Source organism: Chryseobacterium sp. WG14, assembly GCF_024586945.1.
GTDB lineage: Bacteria > Bacteroidota > Bacteroidia > Flavobacteriales > Weeksellaceae > Chryseobacterium.
Map to the genome: position 1 here is coordinate 14,069 of NZ_JALCZD010000003.1, position 18,783 is coordinate 32,851.

13 protein-coding genes are annotated in these 18,783 nt (G+C 35.5%); 9 read left to right on the forward strand and 4 right to left on the reverse strand.

All coding sequences use genetic code 11. The annotated features are described in order from the left end of the window. Positions 1–55: 55 nt before the first annotated feature. A complete protein-coding gene (gene fsa / locus MP478_RS06125) occupies positions 56–709 on the reverse strand; it encodes a fructose-6-phosphate aldolase (protein WP_257199924.1) in 654 nt (217 codons plus the stop codon). A 275-nt stretch (positions 710–984) separates the two neighbouring features. Between fsa and MP478_RS06130 the strand changes: the two genes are divergently transcribed. Beyond that, a complete protein-coding gene (locus MP478_RS06130; protein WP_257189036.1) occupies positions 985–1,473 on the forward strand; it encodes a YdeI/OmpD-associated family protein in 489 nt (162 codons plus the stop codon). A gap of 164 nt (positions 1,474–1,637) precedes the next feature. Here the strand turns inward: MP478_RS06130 and MP478_RS06135 are convergent, their stop codons facing one another. Continuing rightward, on the reverse strand, positions 1,638–2,198 hold the full coding sequence (locus tag MP478_RS06135) for a hypothetical protein (RefSeq protein WP_257199925.1): 561 nt from the start codon (positions 2,196–2,198) through the stop codon (positions 1,638–1,640). Between the two features lie 194 nt (positions 2,199–2,392). On the opposite strand from MP478_RS06135, the gene pepE reads away from it, so the two are divergent. From pepE to MP478_RS06155, 4 genes are all read left to right on the forward strand, one after another. Then, entirely contained in the window at positions 2,393–3,088 is a 696-nt protein-coding gene (gene pepE / locus MP478_RS06140) for a dipeptidase PepE (RefSeq protein ID WP_257199926.1), read from the forward strand. After that, positions 3,085–3,948: a hypothetical protein gene (locus MP478_RS06145; RefSeq protein WP_257199927.1), complete on the forward strand. Its 864-nt coding sequence runs from the start codon at positions 3,085–3,087 to the stop codon at positions 3,946–3,948. Before pepE ends, MP478_RS06145 begins: the two co-directional genes overlap by 4 nt. A gap of 122 nt (positions 3,949–4,070) precedes the next feature. After that, positions 4,071–5,444, forward strand: a complete 1,374-nt coding sequence (gene dacB, locus MP478_RS06150; RefSeq protein ID WP_257199928.1) for a D-alanyl-D-alanine carboxypeptidase/D-alanyl-D-alanine-endopeptidase — start codon at positions 4,071–4,073, stop codon at positions 5,442–5,444. 6 nt (positions 5,445–5,450) lie between these two features. Continuing rightward, positions 5,451–6,617 (forward strand): HAMP domain-containing sensor histidine kinase, encoded by a 1,167-nt coding sequence (locus tag MP478_RS06155; RefSeq protein WP_257199929.1) that lies wholly within the window; start codon positions 5,451–5,453, stop codon positions 6,615–6,617. A 134-nt stretch (positions 6,618–6,751) separates the two neighbouring features. Here MP478_RS06155 and MP478_RS06160 read toward each other — a convergent pair whose 3' ends face one another. After that, positions 6,752–8,938, reverse strand: a complete 2,187-nt coding sequence (locus MP478_RS06160) for a prolyl oligopeptidase family serine peptidase (protein ID WP_257199930.1) — start codon at positions 8,936–8,938, stop codon at positions 6,752–6,754. A gap of 46 nt (positions 8,939–8,984) precedes the next feature. After that, on the reverse strand, positions 8,985–9,158 hold the full coding sequence (locus tag MP478_RS06165) for a hypothetical protein (protein WP_257199931.1): 174 nt from the start codon (positions 9,156–9,158) through the stop codon (positions 8,985–8,987). A 213-nt stretch (positions 9,159–9,371) separates the two neighbouring features. Between MP478_RS06165 and MP478_RS06170 the strand changes: the two genes are divergently transcribed. The 4 genes from MP478_RS06170 (at position 9,372) to MP478_RS06185 (ending at position 18,679) form a co-directional block, all read left to right on the forward strand. Then, positions 9,372–11,075: a helix-turn-helix domain-containing protein gene (locus tag MP478_RS06170; protein WP_257199932.1), complete on the forward strand. Its 1,704-nt coding sequence runs from the start codon at positions 9,372–9,374 to the stop codon at positions 11,073–11,075. 263 nt (positions 11,076–11,338) lie between these two features. Continuing rightward, positions 11,339–11,797 carry a hypothetical protein gene (locus tag MP478_RS06175; protein WP_257199933.1) on the forward strand — a complete coding sequence of 153 codons (459 nt, stop codon included), beginning with the start codon at positions 11,339–11,341 and terminating at the stop codon, positions 11,795–11,797. A 4-nt stretch (positions 11,798–11,801) separates the two neighbouring features. After that, on the forward strand, positions 11,802–18,140 hold the full coding sequence (locus MP478_RS06180; protein ID WP_257199934.1) for an RHS repeat-associated core domain-containing protein: 6,339 nt from the start codon (positions 11,802–11,804) through the stop codon (positions 18,138–18,140). 11 nt (positions 18,141–18,151) lie between these two features. After that, a complete protein-coding gene (locus tag MP478_RS06185) occupies positions 18,152–18,679 on the forward strand; it encodes a hypothetical protein (protein ID WP_257199935.1) in 528 nt (175 codons plus the stop codon). Positions 18,680–18,783: the final 104 nt, after the last annotated feature.

Consider the following 18,783-nt stretch of genomic DNA (forward strand, 5'->3'; position numbering starts at 1 on the left):
TCCCGGGAACATTGGATTGGTTCCGGGATTTTTATATTTAAGATTGTTGTCAATTTTATGCTAATTTCTGAGAATCTGCAATAAACTGAGCCAGTCCGCTGTCTGTTAATGGGTGTTTTAACAAGCTCAAGATCGGAGGAAGTGGAGAAGTAATTACATCAGCTCCAATTTTAGCACAGTCAATGATATGCATTGAGTGACGGATAGAAGCTGCAAGGATTTCAGTGTCAAACATATAATTATCAAAAATAAGTCTGATCTCCTGGATAAGGTTTAATCCATCTGTAGAGATGTCATCCAATCTTCCTAAGAATGGAGAAACATAAGTAGCTCCTGCTTTTGCGGCTAAAAGAGCCTGCCCTGCAGAAAAAATCAATGTACAGTTAGTCTTGATTCCTTTATCAGAAAAATATTTTAACGCTTTAATACCGTCTTTGATCATTGGAATCTTTACTACGATATTTGGGTGGATAGCAGCCAATTCGTCTCCTTCTTTGATCATTTCTTCATAAGTAGTAGAAAGTACTTCTGCAGAAATATCTCCGTCTACAAGTTCGCAGATCGTTTTATAATGGTTTTTGATTGCTTCAGTTCCCTGGATTCCTTCTTTAGCCATTAATGAAGGATTGGTAGTTACACCATCCAAAATACCAAGATCTTTAGCTTCTTTGATTTGCTCTAAATTAGCTGTGTCAATAAAAAATTTCATTTCGTTAAATTAAATAGATTTACTTCTGCAAAGATAGGGGAATTAATTGAGTTCCTGAATATGAATTTTGAGTTACGAGGTCCAGGGTTCGGGATATGAGTTTGAGGGTGGGAGTGTTTGAGGGAATATAGTATAGGATGTAGAACTTATATTTGAACAGGAGAGTTTACAAGCCGGATGAAATATTTTATCATCTACACAGCCTAACACCATACATTATACATTATACAAATAACATTGTACATTTTACAAAATCATCCTACATTTGTTAGTCCATGAAAAACAAGCATTTTACAGCAACACTGGAAATCATAGGGATTAATCCTTTCGTTTTTGTTCCTGAAGAGATTTTGGATCAGATTTTTGAGGATTCAGAAAGGAATAAAAGTCCGATTCCGGTAAAAGGAACAGTGAACGGTAAAGAGTTTAAACAGAACCTAATGAAATATGTAGGGGAATGGAGACTCTATGTGAATTTACTCATGCTGAAAAATTCTCCGAAAAGGATAGGTGAAACCATTGAAGTAACATTAGAATATGATGATTCCGACAGAAGTATTGCCATCCATCCTCAGCTAGAACAGGCGATCAGGGACAGTAATCTGGCTACAGCCAATTTTGAAAAACTGATTCCTTCAAGACGGCATGAACTGATCCGCTATATCAATAATTTGAAAACTGAAGCCGGTATTCAGCGGAATATTGAAAAAATTATCCGGCATTTGCATGGCGAAACAGATTTTTTTGGAAAAAGGATTGATTAGGGGGAAAAGAACCAAGAACCAAGAATCAAGAGCCAAGAATCAAGATTTCAGATGACGGATTGGCGATTCTGGTGAGATAATTTATAGTTTCCAATTACAATAAAGAATAAAAATTAGAGGCCAAGAAATAATAAAACCGGAAAATTTTCCGGTTTTACTTATTTTTATGAGTTTAAAGTCTTGCTAAGTTTTATAGCATCCTGATTGGTAGGATCATACTGTAAAGATTTAGCAATATGCTCTTTTGCTTTGCCAGGATCACTTTTTTGTTCTGCAAAAGCAATATAGAAATAGGCATAAGCCAGATTTTTCTTATTCTGCTCTACTTCTTCAGGTTTTACCGTAGCAACATACTTTTCGTAAGCAAGTTTTGCATTGGCATCATCTTTCGCAGACTGATAGGCATATGCCTGGCTATAATAAGACGGAGCCCAATCCGGTAACAAAGCAGATACTTTTTTCCAGGTATCAATCGCATTGGTCCAGTCTGAAGCATCCTGATAAGCTGCAGCCAGTTTTGATAGCGATTCCGTATCCTTTGGATTGGCTTCGATTTGTTTTTTAAGACCTTCAATAGTAGAGTTGCCCGATTGACTCACAGCAGTTGTAGTAGCCGTATTCTTCGTACTGTCTGCCTGAGTGGTTTGTGCACTTACTAAACTAGTACCTCCTACTAGAATTAAACCTAAAAATAGATTTTTAATATTAACTTTAACCGTTTTCATAATCTTATATTTAAAATTCTAACTTCTGAAATTCAATAATAATTCCATAAAAACTCAAATTTTAGAAGCTTTAAGTTTTTTTAGAAAATATTAACGGGATTGATGTTTTTTTTAGTTTAATTTTTGATTCGTTACCGTTTGAGTTTATCTTTGTAGTTCAGTATTTTTTTTAATAATCAATATATTTTCCCTGTATGAATATCATATTAGCTTCCACATCCACCATTTTCGGTGGAGAATATCTGGAATATTTAAGAGAAGAATTAATCCAGTTATATAAAGGAATTGACGAAATTGTTTTTATTCCTTTTGCAAGACCCGGTGGTATTTCTCATGATGAGTATACTGCAAAAGCACGTTCCTTCTTTGAAACCATCAGCATTAAAGTAAAAGGTCTTCATGAATTTGAAGATAAAGCTGAAGCCTTACATCAGGCGAAAGGTTATTTTACAGGCGGCGGAAATACATTTTTATTAGTTAAAACACTGCATGAAGAAGGGCTGATGTCTGTTTTAAAGGACAATGTGACAGGTGGTAAAGCTTATCTGGGATGCAGTGCAGGAAGTAATATTGGTGGACAAAACATGAAAACCACGAACGATATGCCGATTGTTTATCCGCCGAGTTTTGACTGCATGGGACTTGTTCCGTTTAATATTAATCCTCATTATCTTGATCCGAATCCCGATTTGAAACACAATGGAGAAACCAGAGAAACCAGAATCAAAGAATTTCTTACCCAGAATGACAGTAAAGTAGTAGGACTCAGAGAAGGAAACTGGATCAGAAGAACGGGAGACTCCATTACTGTTGAAGGAAGTGAGCCGACCAGGATTTTTGAAAAAAATAAAGAACCTTATGAAATAGAATCCGGAAGCACACTGTTATGAAACAGGATGTGATCAATGCTTTCATAGAACGTAATCTGAAAAATTTTCAGGTGAACAGCACCGGGTGGAATGCGCTGATCAAACAAATGCTGTTTGAATTTGCCATTGGAGGCTGGAACACTGAAAAAGATATTTTTGGTAAAGAAAAATATGGAGAGCTCCGTTGCTACACCTATTCTGAAGATAAGGAGCTTAATACAGTCATTAAAAATATTACCGAAAAGTACACTGCACTTTCTATGGAAACCTGCGAGATCTGTGGAAGTGAAGGAAAAAAAAGATCAATAAATTCCTGGGAAACCACTTTATGCCTGAGCCATTACCTTACCCAGAAGCCGGTTATCGAAATTGACGAAGAACTGAATATCAGATCAAACAATAAAATACAGCTTAATATAAAGGATATTGTAAGAGCTGACATTGAATATGATCTTCAGAACTTATGCTTATATACAGAAGAACCGACTTACGGGACGGAAGGTATTTCTTTTTCCTGGCAGGAACCCAATTATTATCTGCTTATGAAAACTATTCCGTTACAGGTGTTTCCACCAGATAGACAAAATACTGTTTCAGCATTATTTGAAAATTTACAGCACTGTGAAATATGCGGAAATAAAGCTGTTCACCAACGGTCCTGTCTTCGTTGTCATCAGGAACCGTGGACTGAATCTGAAGTTTTTATTGAAGATTATGGAGAAAAGGCAAACTATATAAAAGCCTGTCAGATGGATATCTTTATAGACGAAGATGATTATGAGAAATATTTTAAATACGATCGGTCATTTGAAAAGTCGCCTGACCATCAGATCCTTTTTGGGCACCATGATCTCAAAGAATATGAGAAGCTTTTATTTTAAGTATATTTGATTAGAATTTGAATGAATAAAAATGTTTTTAGTCCTGTTCAGTCAGTCAATAATATGATTGAGACCGGTGATTCAGACATCTTAATAAAGTTTAGAGTAAAAACAACAATGCAATGAGAAAAACACTTGCAGTTCTCACCCTTTCTGTACAGGTTATTTCTGCTCAGAATATAGCCCAGAAACTAGATAAAGCTACCAAAGACCTTATGGATTCTTCAGGAACCATTGCTTCCGCTCTGTCATTTTATGTCTCAGATGATAATGGGAATTTTATATATGAATATCAGGGAAATAAAGGTCTTTCAACAGCTTCTACACAGAAGATTTTTACAGCAGGAGCCGCGTTGGAAACGTTAGGTAAAAATTATACGTATACCACTACTTCCAGTTATTCCGGAAGTATATCCGGGGGAAATTTGAATGGAAACCTTTTCATCAGTTCCAATGGTGATCCTACTTTGGGAAGCTGGCGGTATGATGCCTATAAACCCGAAAGCTTTAAAAAGAAATTAATTGAAGCCATTAAAAATTCCGGAATTACAAAAATATCCGGTGATCTGGTCATAGATGATTCTTATTTTGACCATCAGACGATTCCCGGAGGATGGCCCTGGGATGATCTTGGAAATTATTATGGAGCAGGAGTCTGGGGGATCAACTGGAGGGAAAACCAGTTTGATATCAACATCAACGGAACAGATTTTAAAAACTTTTCCTATCCTCTGGAAGGTGTAAAATGGCTGAATGATCTAAAAACAGGAGGAAGCTCAGATCAGAGTCTCATCTTTACAGCTCCTCATTCTGATGTTGCCTTAATCAACGGTATGCTTCCGGGCGGAAAAACGGTCACCGTTTCCGGTTCTACACCCAATCCTCCTTTACAACTGGCTGTGGAAGTACAGCAATGGCTAAAAGAATCAGGAATTGAGATCTCAGGAAAAGCCATAACTAATTCTCAACTTGAAATAGAAGGAAAGAAGGCCTTGGAAGCCCCAAAGAATACTATTATCCTGACCTATCAATCTCCAACGCTGGATAAAATTGTGTATTGGTTTTTAAGAAAAAGTGTTAATCTTTATGGGGAAACTTTAATTAAAACCTTAGGAAAAGAGAAAAAAGGAAATCCAAGCTTTAAAAGTGGAGTCACTTACCTGAAGGAGTTTTGGAAGTCAAAAGGAATTAATCCGAATATGATTAATTTTGCTGATGGCAGTGGACTTTCCCCTCAGAATTATGTGGCGGCAAAAGCAGAGGTACAAGCGTTACTATATGCTAAAAAGCAATCCTGGTTTGAAGCTTATCAGGACGGTTTCCCGGTTCAGGAGAATGGAATGAAAATGAAAAGCGGAACCATGAGAGACACCAAATCCTTTGCAGGATATCATACTGCTAAAGATGGAAAAAAATACGTGTTTTCAATTATTATCAATAACTATCAGGGAAGTGGAAGTACAGAGCTGCAGAAAATTCTGAATGTTTTAAAATAAAAAACTTTGAGGAAATCCATATTAACCAGACTGAATAACTGGATTATTTTTGTTGTAATGACTGCCTTAGTGGTAGGCATTGTAGTAGCATCTACATCACTGATTAATTTCCTCCGAAAAGAAGAAATTAAAAGGATCAGCCTTCTATCCAAAGCCATACGGATCCAGCAGGAAGTGAAAACTCCTGATACCGATGTTTTGGACCTTTTACCGGAGATTCTGAATATCAATAATACCATTCCGTTTATTGTAACCGATAAAAATAAAAAGGCCATCCTTGACTTGGGATATTACAGGAATATCCCTGAAAATACCATAAAAGATCCCGAAAAGCTGCAGGATCTCATCAGGAATATGGAGAAAAACTATGATCCTATAGAAATTAAAGTACCTGACGGAAATAACCAGTTTGTCTATTATGACAATTCACGACTGCTTAATAACCTTCGTTATTCACCTTATATTTTAGGATTATTTATACTCTTGTATTTCGGTTTCTCTTTCTGGTTTTTCAGGACGATAAAGAAAACAGACGAAGGATACCTTTGGGCTGGATTGGCCAAAGAAACAGCTCACCAGATCGGAACTCCCTTATCATCTATGATTGGATGGATGGAGATCATGAAGCTGGAAAATCCGGATTCAGAAGGGGTACACGAGATAGAAAAAGATATTGAAAGGCTGAGAACGATCTCTGAAAGGTTTTCAAAAATAGGTTCTGTGCCGGAGCTGAATGATATGAATTTCAATGAAACAATTCAGGTAAATTATGATTATTTAAAAACCAGAATTTCCAGAAAGGTTAATTTTACCCTACAGCTTCCAAATTATACAGTTCTGGTTCCTCATAATAAAATTCTGATGAGCTGGGTAATAGAAAATCTGGTAAAAAATGCAGTAGATGCGATGAAAGGGGAAGGATCTATTACCATGTCCGTTTTTGAAAGAAATAAAAGTATTCTTGTGGAAGTAAAAGACAATGGAAGTGGAATGACAAAACAACAGGCCAGGAATGCCTTTAAACCGGGCTATTCTACAAAAAAAAGAGGTTGGGGACTGGGATTATCGCTGGCAAGAAGAGTAATCCATGAATACCATAACGGAGATATTAAAATCTCTCAGACTGAAGTAGGAAAGGGTAGTACCTTTAGAATAACTATAAAAAAAACGTAAGAAAATATCTTGGGAATGTATAAATCATATGCCAAATCATGGTGAGAATTTATATCTTCCTTAAATTCCCTGCATGAAAATAAGATGAATACGGAAAATGTATCCATCAAAAGATTAGAAAGGAAAATAAGGTGTTACTTTTTTATGTTTTCTTTCGGTTGGTAATCTGGATGACCTAATTGCCAAAATGCAAATGCAAATATATCACTCAAAGTAGAATATGCTTGTGCTGCAGGAATATCGTTTCCATGACCTCCTTCATAGTCTACTTTTAATAGAACAGGATTCTTTGAAATATTATAGGATAATAGTTTAGCTGCGAACTTTGTTGGCACCCACGAAGCAACTCTTGGATCATTAATTCCAGAGGTAATTAAAGTTGCAGGATATTTTGTTCCTTTTTTTAAGTGCTGATAGGCATCCATTTCTAATAGTCCTTTAAATTCTACTAAATTATTAGGATTTCCATATTCTTTAAAACCATTTTCACCGATACCTTCATATCTTGTTGTATTTAAAACTCCTGCTTCCACTATTACCGCACCATATAAGTCCGGTCTTTCAATCATGGCCCTACCTATTGTTATTCCTCCAGCACTAACTCCCCAAATAGCAATTTTTTTTGAAGAAGTATATTTTTTTTTAATCAAATATTCTGTACAAGCAATAAGATCTTTCCAAGAATTCGGTTTCTTTATTTTTTGTCCATCAATATGCCACTGAACTCCTTTTTCTCCACCTCCTCTTACATGAGCAATTGCTAAAATACCTCCCTGACTAGCCCACACAAGGTAACTTCTTGCAAAAAAAGGTGAGAAAGATGTTCCAAATGCACCATAACTTTGAATTAGCACGGGATTCTTACCATCTCTTTTTAAGTTTCTATCATAAATCAAAGATAAAGGGACTTCTGTTCCATCATAAGATTTAATCGTAGTTTCTTCTACTATAATATCTTTGAATTCAGGATATTCTGTAAGAGGAGCAAGATTTTCAGGCTTAAAAGTATTTGTTATTTGGTTATATTTAAACCGTTGTTCTTCATTTGCCCACCCTAAACAATTTATCCATATATCAGGAAAATCTTTACCTTTTGATTGCAAGCTTATATTTCCCGACACATATGGAAGTTTTATTGACGTTTCTTTTCCATCTTTATAAAGATATAGTTTTGCTTCTACACCATTTTTTCTAGTTGCATAATAAATTCCATCTTTCGTAAGTGCATATTGAGTAATGACCTCATCTTTTTTTTCAGGAACTAGTACTTGTGGATTTTTGAACTCCTTTGTTTTAACATTAACTCTACATAATTTGTAATTAGGAGAATTATATCCTGATAAAAAATAAATATCATCTTCTGATAGTTTTATAGAATAAACTTTACTGTCCTTATCATATAATACTTGCCAGTTATTTTTTCCACTAAGCAAATCTTTTTTATCAATAATAAAAGTTTTCCTAAAATCTTCCGCATCTACCAATATACCAATATAATATTTATCATCTTGATTAAAAGCTAATACAACAGGGAATTCTTCCCTGTTGATTTTTAGATTAGGATTGTTTGAATTTGAAAAAACAACATTCAATTTTTTAGGGTCTTCTCCTATTTTATATACTATTGATTGCGTGTCTTTTCTAAATTGTTTTGAGGTAATATCAATTACTGGGTAATAGACATATAAAAAACCACTATTATCTTCCAACCATTTAATACCTCCAATATTTGAAGGGTTTGTATTGGTAATTTTCTCAGGATATATGTATTTTTTACTTATATCCATAATTACTACCTCAGATAATTCTTTTCCTTTTTCAGTTAAAGAGATTGCTATTTTACTTCCGTCCCAGCTTGGACTGATTAAATTAATTATATAATTATGTTTACTTTCAGAATAATTATTATTAAAATTAGTTGGATCATAGAGCAATTCCTCTTTTCCCTCAGATCCCTGTCTATAATAAACTTTTGCTATTTTTTCTCCTGCATTTCTCTTTAAATAAAAGTACTTGTCATTATTTGTAATTTTGAGATCCGAAATTGAATAGCCTTGCCTTTTGTCCAGTTCCAATCTTTTTTCTAAATAATAATTTCGGTTTGGAATTGTATTTAAAAGGGAATTTGAATAATCAGTCTGAGATTTCATCCAATCTATAGTGTTCTGGTCCTTTAAATTTTCCAAATTTCTGTATTCATCAATTATTCTAATTCCAAAATGTTCATTTGTAGTAGTTATTGATAAAGCGGAATTATTTCTTTGAGCTTTATAAAAAATCATAATAAATAATGAAAGGCTGAAAAATAATTTATAGTGCATTTAAATTAATAATTAATGATAAGCAAAATTTTAAAATATGAATTTACTAGTATCCACCTCCACCAACCCCTCCTTGATCATTGCCACTTCCGTTATCGGGATTATTACAACCATCGATAACTTGTTTAGTTCCTCCAAAAATTCTTTTAGGATTATTAATTTTTACTAGTTGTAATTTTTCCAAAGATAATTTTTTTTCCTTTTTGATTTGTTTTTTCATTGTGATTAAATTAGGTATTAAAAATGTAATATAGCAAAGAAATAATATTTTTTTAATCTTTGGAGTAAGTGTATTCTTGAATTCATGAATTTAAGAACATTGAAGTATATATAACAAATTGAAAATGAAATAAATATAATCTAATTTGATTTAATAAGATTGTAAACATAATCAAACAATTTAAATGTGATATTTTTGTGAGATAAATACGAAATGATGAAATTTAAATATTGTATTTTATTAGTTTTCTTCTACAATTTATTTTGTTCGCAAAATAATTCCATTGACTCATTAAAAAAATATTCTTATAAAGAGCTTGAGCAGAAATTCTATAACAATAATCAAATAGAGAATGCCAAAATAATTTCTAAGTTTTATATTCAAAAAGCAAAAGCAGAAAAAAAAGAGGACAAGATAGCTGAAGGATATGTATTGATGCATTTCAATGAGAATTTGCCTAATGCTTTAAAATATCTAGACAGCTTACAAATTATTACAAAAAATTCGAATAAAGATTATTATCCCGCAAGAGTTTATCTTCTTCGGGGCAATTTATATTCTAAATTCTATGATGTAAAGGGTGCATTGGGAAATTACGTTTTGACACTTGAATATGCTAGAGAAAAAGGAAATCAAAGACAAATAGCATTTGCAGAAATTAGTATTGCTTACCTTAATAATTATATAGGTAAACATAGAGATGCTGCAAATACATTAAGATATTATTTATATAATACGAGCTATTTAGACAAAAAAGATTATGATAATATTCGGGTAAATCTAGCTGATACTTATATAGAAATTAATAAAATGGATTCTGCCAAAACGCTTATTAAGGAGGGGCTTCTTTTTACCTCTGAAAATGGGAAGATATATCAGTATCATGGATATTTATTGGAATCAGGATTTTATTATTTGAAATTAAAAAAGTATAATAATGCTATAAATAATTTATTACCATGTAAAAAATACTTTTTCACAACTAATAATATTAAAAATCAAAGCTATACTCTTTTATTTTTAGGGCAGTCTTATGCAGGATTAAAGGAAAAAGAAAAAGCTATACAAATTTTTACACGGTTAGATTCACTTATTGGGCAAAGCAAACATGTTTTCCCTGAGCTAAGAGAAGTATATCCTTATCTTATAGATTATTATAAAGGAAAAAATGATCATGAAAGACAATTATATTATATTGAAAAGTTCTTTAAAATTGATCAAATATTGGATTCTCAATTTAGATACATTTCTCGAGAAATTCCCAGACGCTATGATAAGCCAAAACTTCTTAAAGAAAAAGAGAGTATCATTAATGAACTAAAAAACAAAAAATTACTTTTTTATTCTTCTTTTGTAGTTTTATCATTAATACTATTAATATTTATATTTTTATACTACAAATCTAAAAATACTGAAAAGAAACATAGAAAGATTGCTCAAGATTTAATCTATTCTGTTAATGAAAATACCATTAAAAAAGAAACCTCATCTATAAAAGAAGCTTTCTCAGATAATTTCCAGGAACCAAGAGCTATAGAAGATAAAACAACGAAAACTATTTCTGAAGATATAGCTCAATTTATTTTAAAGGAACTTGAAATTTTTGAAGCTAAGGAACATTTTTTAGATAACGGAATTTCTTTGGGAAGTCTTGCAAAAAAGATAAAAACAAACTCAAAGTACTTATCCGAAATTATTAATACCCATAAAGGAAAAAACTTTGCCACCTATATAAATGATCTTCGCATTGATTATGCCATCAAAAGATTGGCAAAAGATAAAAAGCTTCGTTCTTATAAAATATCTTCTATTGCAGAAGAGTTGGGCTATAATACCGAACAGGCATTCACCCAAGCTTTCAAAAAGCGAACAGGCGCACCGCTTTCTGCTTATTTAAAAGAGATGGAAAGACTGTAAATTGAATTTGATTGTAATTTCCAATAAATCGTATAATTTGTTGGAAATCAGGTTTTAAATTGTGTGTGATTCATAAATTAACGAACGTGAATTCATGAATTTACGATACTATCACTTTGATAGTTATTTTACTTTCCAGCATCTTTGTCTTAGCTAGAATACAAAGATTTATTTTTTGTATTTGTACATGAAGAAATATAAAATAGTGTTTTCACTATTTTGGGAATTAGAATAGTTTTTACATTCACACAAACCACAATACAATGAAAAAGATCTATTTAAGCGCATCACTCTTATGCGCTTCCCTGGGGTTGTCGTATGCCCAAGTCACCGAAGTTTACTTCAAATATGACGAAGCCGGGAACCAACGGTACAGGGGTCCTGACTCTGCAGCCAAACAGGCTGCTGAACAATCTAAAACCACTGCATTAGCTGAGCCACAGCTGATGGATGAAAAAACATTCTGGAAACAGATACGACTGTATCCTGTTCCGGTCAGTGATGTCTTAACTATTGACTGGACGGAAGAGGTAGACGGACTGATAGAATCCGTCTCATTATACCAGCACAGTACAGTCCACTGGAAATTTCAGCAACAGAATTTACCTGACCTTAACAGGCAATTGAAAATCAATATGACTGGTTATGACTGGGGCGTATACGTACTGCGTTTTACGCTAAAAGACGGAAGAGCTTTCAGTAAAAACATCACTAAAAGATAATGCCATGAAAAAATATTATCATAAGAAAATACAATTATTTTCATCCCTTATATTATCTTTTATTTCTGTGTTCTGTTTTTCACAGAATTTCCATGATACCAAAGGGGATATAGAAGTCACCAGAGCCGGACAGTTCCAGTTTTCTTTGCCCATTGACGTTCCACCGGGCATAAAAAGTGTTACTCCCAATATTAATCTGGTTTATACAAGTGAGTCGGGCAATGGTATGGTGGGATATGGATGGAGTATTTCCGGAATCTCCGCAATCAAAAGAATTGAAAAAAATATAGACAATGCCGAAGAAGTAAAGGGAATCCAGCTGAGCTACTCAGACTATTACAGCTACAACGGTCAAAGGTTGATTTTGAAATCCGGGGAATATGGCAGGGATGGCGCAGAATATGTGACGGAGAAATATTCTAATATAAAGATTAAATCTGTGGGGGCAGTTTCAGGACAGCCGTGGCAGGGGCCCGAATATTGGGAAGTTACTTTCGAGGATGGGTCCCAGGCTTTGTATGGGCAGGATGCCGGGACTTCAACTGAGTATAATATAATCGAATGGAGAGATCCGCAAGGTAATTATATTACTTACCTCTATGAGCAGGGATATGGCGTTACCAAAATAACTGGTATAAGATGGGGAGGCAATAAAGATCTGAATACCCCTCATATCAACACTATCCGGTTCAATTATAAAGATAGAGATTTAAAAGAAGAGTCTTATATACAGGGACTTAAATATTATCAAACCAAAATCCTCACCGAGATTAAGGTATTTGCAAATGATACCCCGTTTAAAAGATATACTATAGAGTATACCGGTAATGGGACAAATTACGAGTTTGCCAATAAAATTACGGAATACAATGCCAATAATGAACCTGCCAACCCTGTCATGATCAATTATCCGGCTATGGAAAACTCTTCTTATGCAGAGTATGTAGCTGAATCTGATCCTTTTGATAATGTAAAATTAGTTGGAGACTTTAACGGTGATTCTTATCTGGATTTCTTAATGAATAATGGTACGGTAAAGCTGGGAGCCTTCAATGAGACTTTTTCAACAATTAGTACGGGTCAGGTCTTTGGGGCAAACGCTAAATTGGTTAGTACATTATTAGATGAAGAAGGTCAGATATACAATGGTAATGGCGTTGTTGAATATAAAAACGGCAAAGTTTTAGGCTATATTTTGAGAAATAATGCTTTTGTAAAGGTATTCGAGAGGAATCTGTATATAACATGTTCACCTACATGTGATGACAATCTCACTCTGGATGTAGGTGATATTGATGGGAATGGTATACCTGATCTTTTTATTAGGGATAATGCTCCGATTGGTTTTCAAACAGTATATCTGGTAGACCTTAAATCTCCAAGTTCACCATATGGTACCGTTGTTACGGCTCTCAATGAAAATTCATATCCCGACCAGAAATATATGGATGTTGACGGAGACGGAAAAGTGGAAATTATCAGTGTATGGGGTTCTCAATATGCCGTCCTTGAATTTGTAAAAAGCAATACTCCCTACCTCCAATATGAGAAGAAAATACGGTTTTCCGGACTTCTGCTTGAAACTAAAGATCAGGAATTTCCGATATTATATGGGGATTATAATGGGGACGGTAAACTTGATTTCACCATTCCCATCACAGATTATGCCGTAGGAAAGGCCGATGACTGGCGATTTTATATGGGAACAGACAAAGGGTTTGCTCCTTTCCTGAAGAAAGAATTCTTCACCTACAGAAAGTTCCAGAAGGAAATAACGGGTAATTACGCAAAATTTGCCAAGCAATATTTCTTTTCTGTTACTGATATGAATAAAGATGGAAAATCCGATGTAGTTCAGGTTTTCTCCTATAATCAGATTAATCCTTTATATGCAAATGGTTATAGAGATTTCGGATATGTGATCAGTGCGAAAATGGCCAATGGGTCTCAGGCTGACGGAACACCGAATTTTACACCTAACTGGTTATTTCAAAGCCCGGTATATGGCACATCTGATATTCTGGATCTTACATTGTTTTCCCCTCTTACAAGCCCGATAAAATCAGGGAATAATTATTACAATGTCTTTTTATACTGGAAACAATACCTCAAGAAAATAAAAGGGCCTACACCACTTTCCGAATTGGCCAGGATAAGTTCAATTACCCAGGGAGGGGTGACTACCTCGGTGAAGTATCTGGAAATGATTCCTGATAATACTACTAACCCTAGTTTTTATAGAAAAGAAAAGAAAGCGTTTTATCCTTATTATTCTTTGAGCAGGGCAGACCAGCTATATGCTGTTTCCCAGCTCCAACAGGAAGACAGAAAACAGGACTTCCGGTACAGGGGGCTCACGGGTAACCTGCAAGGAAAAAAAATAATCGGTTATCATCAGACCGCACAGTCTTCCTGGTATGCCGATGGGTTCGAAAACACTAAAATCTGGTCAGGATCGGAAATTGATCTTCTTATTGATGGAGCTCCGGTAAAAGAGTGGAGCATCAGGACAAACAGTGAAAATGATATTTTCCCGGCAGATATCTCAGAAAACAATACCCAGCTGTTAAGTTTTGAATCTGTAGCTTACAAAACGAACAAACTGCTGAACGGACAGGTGATCACATCTGTACCCCTGGCAGATAAAAGCAAAGTTGTTACTGCCACTGTTCCTAATTTTACAAGAACTAAAGACTTTTTAACCGGGAAATTTATTCAAAAAGTAACGACATACGAAAACTATTACCTCCCATCAAGATTAGAAGTCAGTACTGATTATGGATATGGTGTTTCCATCACTGACTTCAACTATGAACATAATATAGGCGGTACAGGAAAAAATTATTATGTGGGAAGGCCGACAAATAAGATTGAAACTACGGAGGCCTATGGCGATACGCAGCATACCTTTACCTCATATGCTTATGAAAACAACCTTTTAAAAACCAGCAGGTTTTTCCCGGGAAATAATGCTACCCATGCTATTGTAGAAGAATATTCTTATGATGGATTTGGGAATATTATAGCCAAAAAAACAACAGCGGGAATCGATGGCAATTCAAAAACTGAAAAAGATGAATATGACCCAGCGGGAAGGTTTCTCATTAAGAAAACGGATAACCTTGGACTGGAAACAAAAATTACCTATAATGACTGGGGGCAGGTACTTTCTCAAACAGATCCTGATGGCAATACCTTAACCAATACCTATGATGCCTGGGGAAAACAGGTTAGTGAAGCTTCAAGCCTGCTTGGAACTACCACTTATCAGTATGAAAAAGACAACCTGTACAATATAACCATTATTCGGAATGATCCCGATGGTGATGTTTCCAGAATTTTCACGAATAAACTGGGGCAGGAATATAAAACTTCTGCTAAAGCTTTCGGGCAGGGACAGTATGTTTCCAAAGAAGCCCTATATGATATATTGGGAAGGAAAATTAAAGAATCGGAGCCTTATTTTGAGGGACAGACTGCCAGCCAGTGGAATACTTTTATGTATGACGACACCGTATTTCCTGCCAAGGTAAAGGCTACCGCATTTACCGGGAAGCAGACGGAAACTACGGTTTCAGGTTTGACCACCACTGTCAAGGAAACAAGTCCGGCAGACTATGGAAGAACAACTTCCCAGACGATGGATGCTTTAGGAAATGTTATTTCATCTACAGACAAAGGTGGAACCGTAGACTTCTCATACAATGCAGCAGGGCAGCAAATCCATGCGCAGTATGCCAATAATATGATTACCACAAATTATGATGAATGGGGGAATAAAATAGAGATGGTAGACCCTTCTACCGGTACATATCTGTACGAATACCAAGGCTATATGGGGGCCTTGTCCAAAATTATAAGCCCCAAGGGAGAGAAAAGGTATACTTACAATAGCTTGGGGCAGCTGATCAGGCAGGAAGAGCAATCCACTACAGGAAACGATACGGATAAAAAGATCGCCTTTGTTTATAACAATAAAGGAAGGCTTATCTTAAAAGAAGGTAGCTCCAATGGAAAACAATATGCTTACACCATAAAATATGACCCTCAGGGAAGGGTTACCTCCTCTGCCCAAAAATCCCCCGAGGCTTCCTTCTATGACAAAAACATAACCTATGACGGCAATGGAAGAGTAATCTCCTATAAAAAAGAAATAACATCTTTAGGGGGTATAACAAACGCTTCCATTGAAAACCTGTATAGCCCATGGAATGGAGAACTGTATCAGGTAAAAGACCAAATTTCAGGGAAGGTGTTATGGGAACTTAAACAGACCAATGCCAGAGCACAGGTACTCAAAGCAATGTTGGGAACTTCAGAGGTAAACAACACCTATAATGATGCTACGGGGATGATTCGGGAAATTAATCATTTAAATTATGTGGGAGAGCCTCTAGTCAATATTCAGTATAACTTTAATGCCATCAAGAATGAATTGATATCCAGAAAAGTACTGGGGAATTTCAATATTATAGAAACCTTTGATTATGATGATAATAACAGGCTCATCAACTGGACTAACCCGGTAACGGGAATAAAACCGACTTCCAGCAGAAATATCTATGATGTAAAAGGCAGGATCTTAAAGAACGATCAGATAGGAAAAGTATTGTTTGAAAATCCTGACAATGCCTACCAATCTACCGGAATGAGCCTGAATACTGAAGGAGTCAATAATTATAATGATGATTTGATCCAACATATTGCATACAACGAAAACAACGATCCGGTGTTCGTAGAGGGGCAAAAAGGTAATGTTGCCTTCCGGTACGGGCTTACTGCCATGAGGCAGAGGGTTACTTATGGGGGAAATTTCAGCAGTGGCGGTGACGGGAAATTCACCAAATTATACAGTGAAGAAGGAAGCTTTGAAGTGGTGAAGGACAATACGACCGGGAAAGAAAAACATATTATTTATATCGGAGGATCGCCATATGATTCTGATATTGTATATTTGAAAAGCTTTGAGGCAACTAATGGTAGTTACATGTTGTTGCATAAGGATTACCTGGGAAGTATTCTGGCCATCAGCTCTTTAAGTGGAAAACCGCTTGAGCGTAGACATTTTGATGCATGGGGTAATCTTACTCATCTTCAGCTGGCTGGTGGGCTTGTTATTACGGATAAGAAAAAACTTAAAACTACTTCGTTATTAATAGACAGGGGCTATACCGGTCATGAATATTTTCCGGAAATAGGGATTATCCATATGAATGGAAGGCTCTACGACCCCTTGCTAAGAAGGTTTTTAAATGCTGATGAAAATATTCAGGCGCCATTTAATACCCAAAACTACAACAGGTACGGGTATGTGATGAATAATCCATTAATGTACAATGACCCGAATGGGGAATTTGTCTGGATTCTTGCAGGAGCTGTAATAGGAGCTTATTTTACAGGAGTAAAAGCGAATGGCTCATGGAACCCTACTAAATGGGACTGGGGAGCAACATGGGGTAAAATTGCAATGGGCGGTGCCATAGGTGCATTTACAGGAGGCGTAGGGGCTGCTGTAGGCGCTTCTGCTGCCACCGCGGCTGCCACTACATGGGGCATTAGTGGAGGCGTCTTAGGCGGAGCGATTTCAGGAGCTTCAGGAGGAGCTGTGGCAGGAGCTATAAACGGATTTGCTACCTCAGTGATGTTTGGTGAAGATGTAATAGAAGGTACCGTTATGGGAGGCTTGTCCGGAGCGGCTCTAGGAGGTGCCATAGGCGGGGCTGCAGGAGGAATACAGCAGATAGTCAAAAATGTACAGGCCGCTAATATAGGCGCTCCGCAGCAGACAATCTTAAAAGGTGCTACTATTGCCGAAGGAAGAAGTGCATGGACGCTGAATAATACTCCGAAAACTACTACGGTAGGAGTAACCCTAGGAAAAACAACACCTGTAATAATTGGAGATGTTGAAGGTGGTATTTTAGAATCTGCCGGTAACAAATTTGTCAATGAGCAGCCTGTTCCAATATTTAAGGAAGGTCCAAAAACCATCTATAAGGGAGAGTATATAAGTAAAACTGAAATGGTTCAAGTACGTCACCATACATCATTTACTGCTCTTAAAGGAATTAAAAAAAGTGGCTTAATAAATGCTTCTAGAGGGGAACCATATGGAGTGGATGTAGAAGTTTCTCCCTTTGTAAAGGCAAGTAAAGTTGATTTAGGACAATATGGTAGTGGTTCATATATTGAATTTTCTGTTCCAAAAATTCAAGTAGGACCACCTGCTTCTAAAGGCATTGGAGGAATAGGAAATGCGGGGCGGATTGTAACTGGTGGAGCTCCATTAAAGATATCAGGTTCTGCACCAAAGTTTGTGCGATGGAATTGGTTAGGGTTTTAAATTTTTTTATCATGAAAAAAGTTCAAATAAATTATTCACAATTACTGTTTTTATATGCTTATCTTCGGTTAATCAATCTCTCTCTCGATAGGAACAGATGGACTACATGGGATGAACTACAAGACTATTTCAAAAATATCATAGCACCTTCTAAAGTTGCTCAATATCTTATTAATAGTTTTAATTTACCTAAGACAGATTTTAAGCATTTTAATTTTATTCCTGAAGAGAAGTCCTTACTTAATAGAATAAGACCTATTGTATTTAACACTTTCCCTTTAAAACAAGATGAGGTTTTATATTGCTGCAAACTCTTATTTGATTTTGACGAAGTACTTCAATCAGATATCAAAAAGTATCATGTAGGAATTGAAAAAATTAGAGTTGATATTGCAATATATAATATGAATATTTTTGGGAAGATGATCTTATGGAAAGATCTAGACAGACTTATGAAAATTGAACACTTTTGGCAAAGTGAGAAGGTTAATATTTCTAAATTAGAAGAATTTTTACCTAAAGATTTTTGGTCAAACTAAGAGTCGGCTTACAAAAAGTAGAAATTGAGTTAGTGATGTGAAGGGAAAAAGTGCCCGGGCGGTATTGCGAGAGATGAAGTCCTAACCAAACTATGATAAAAGAA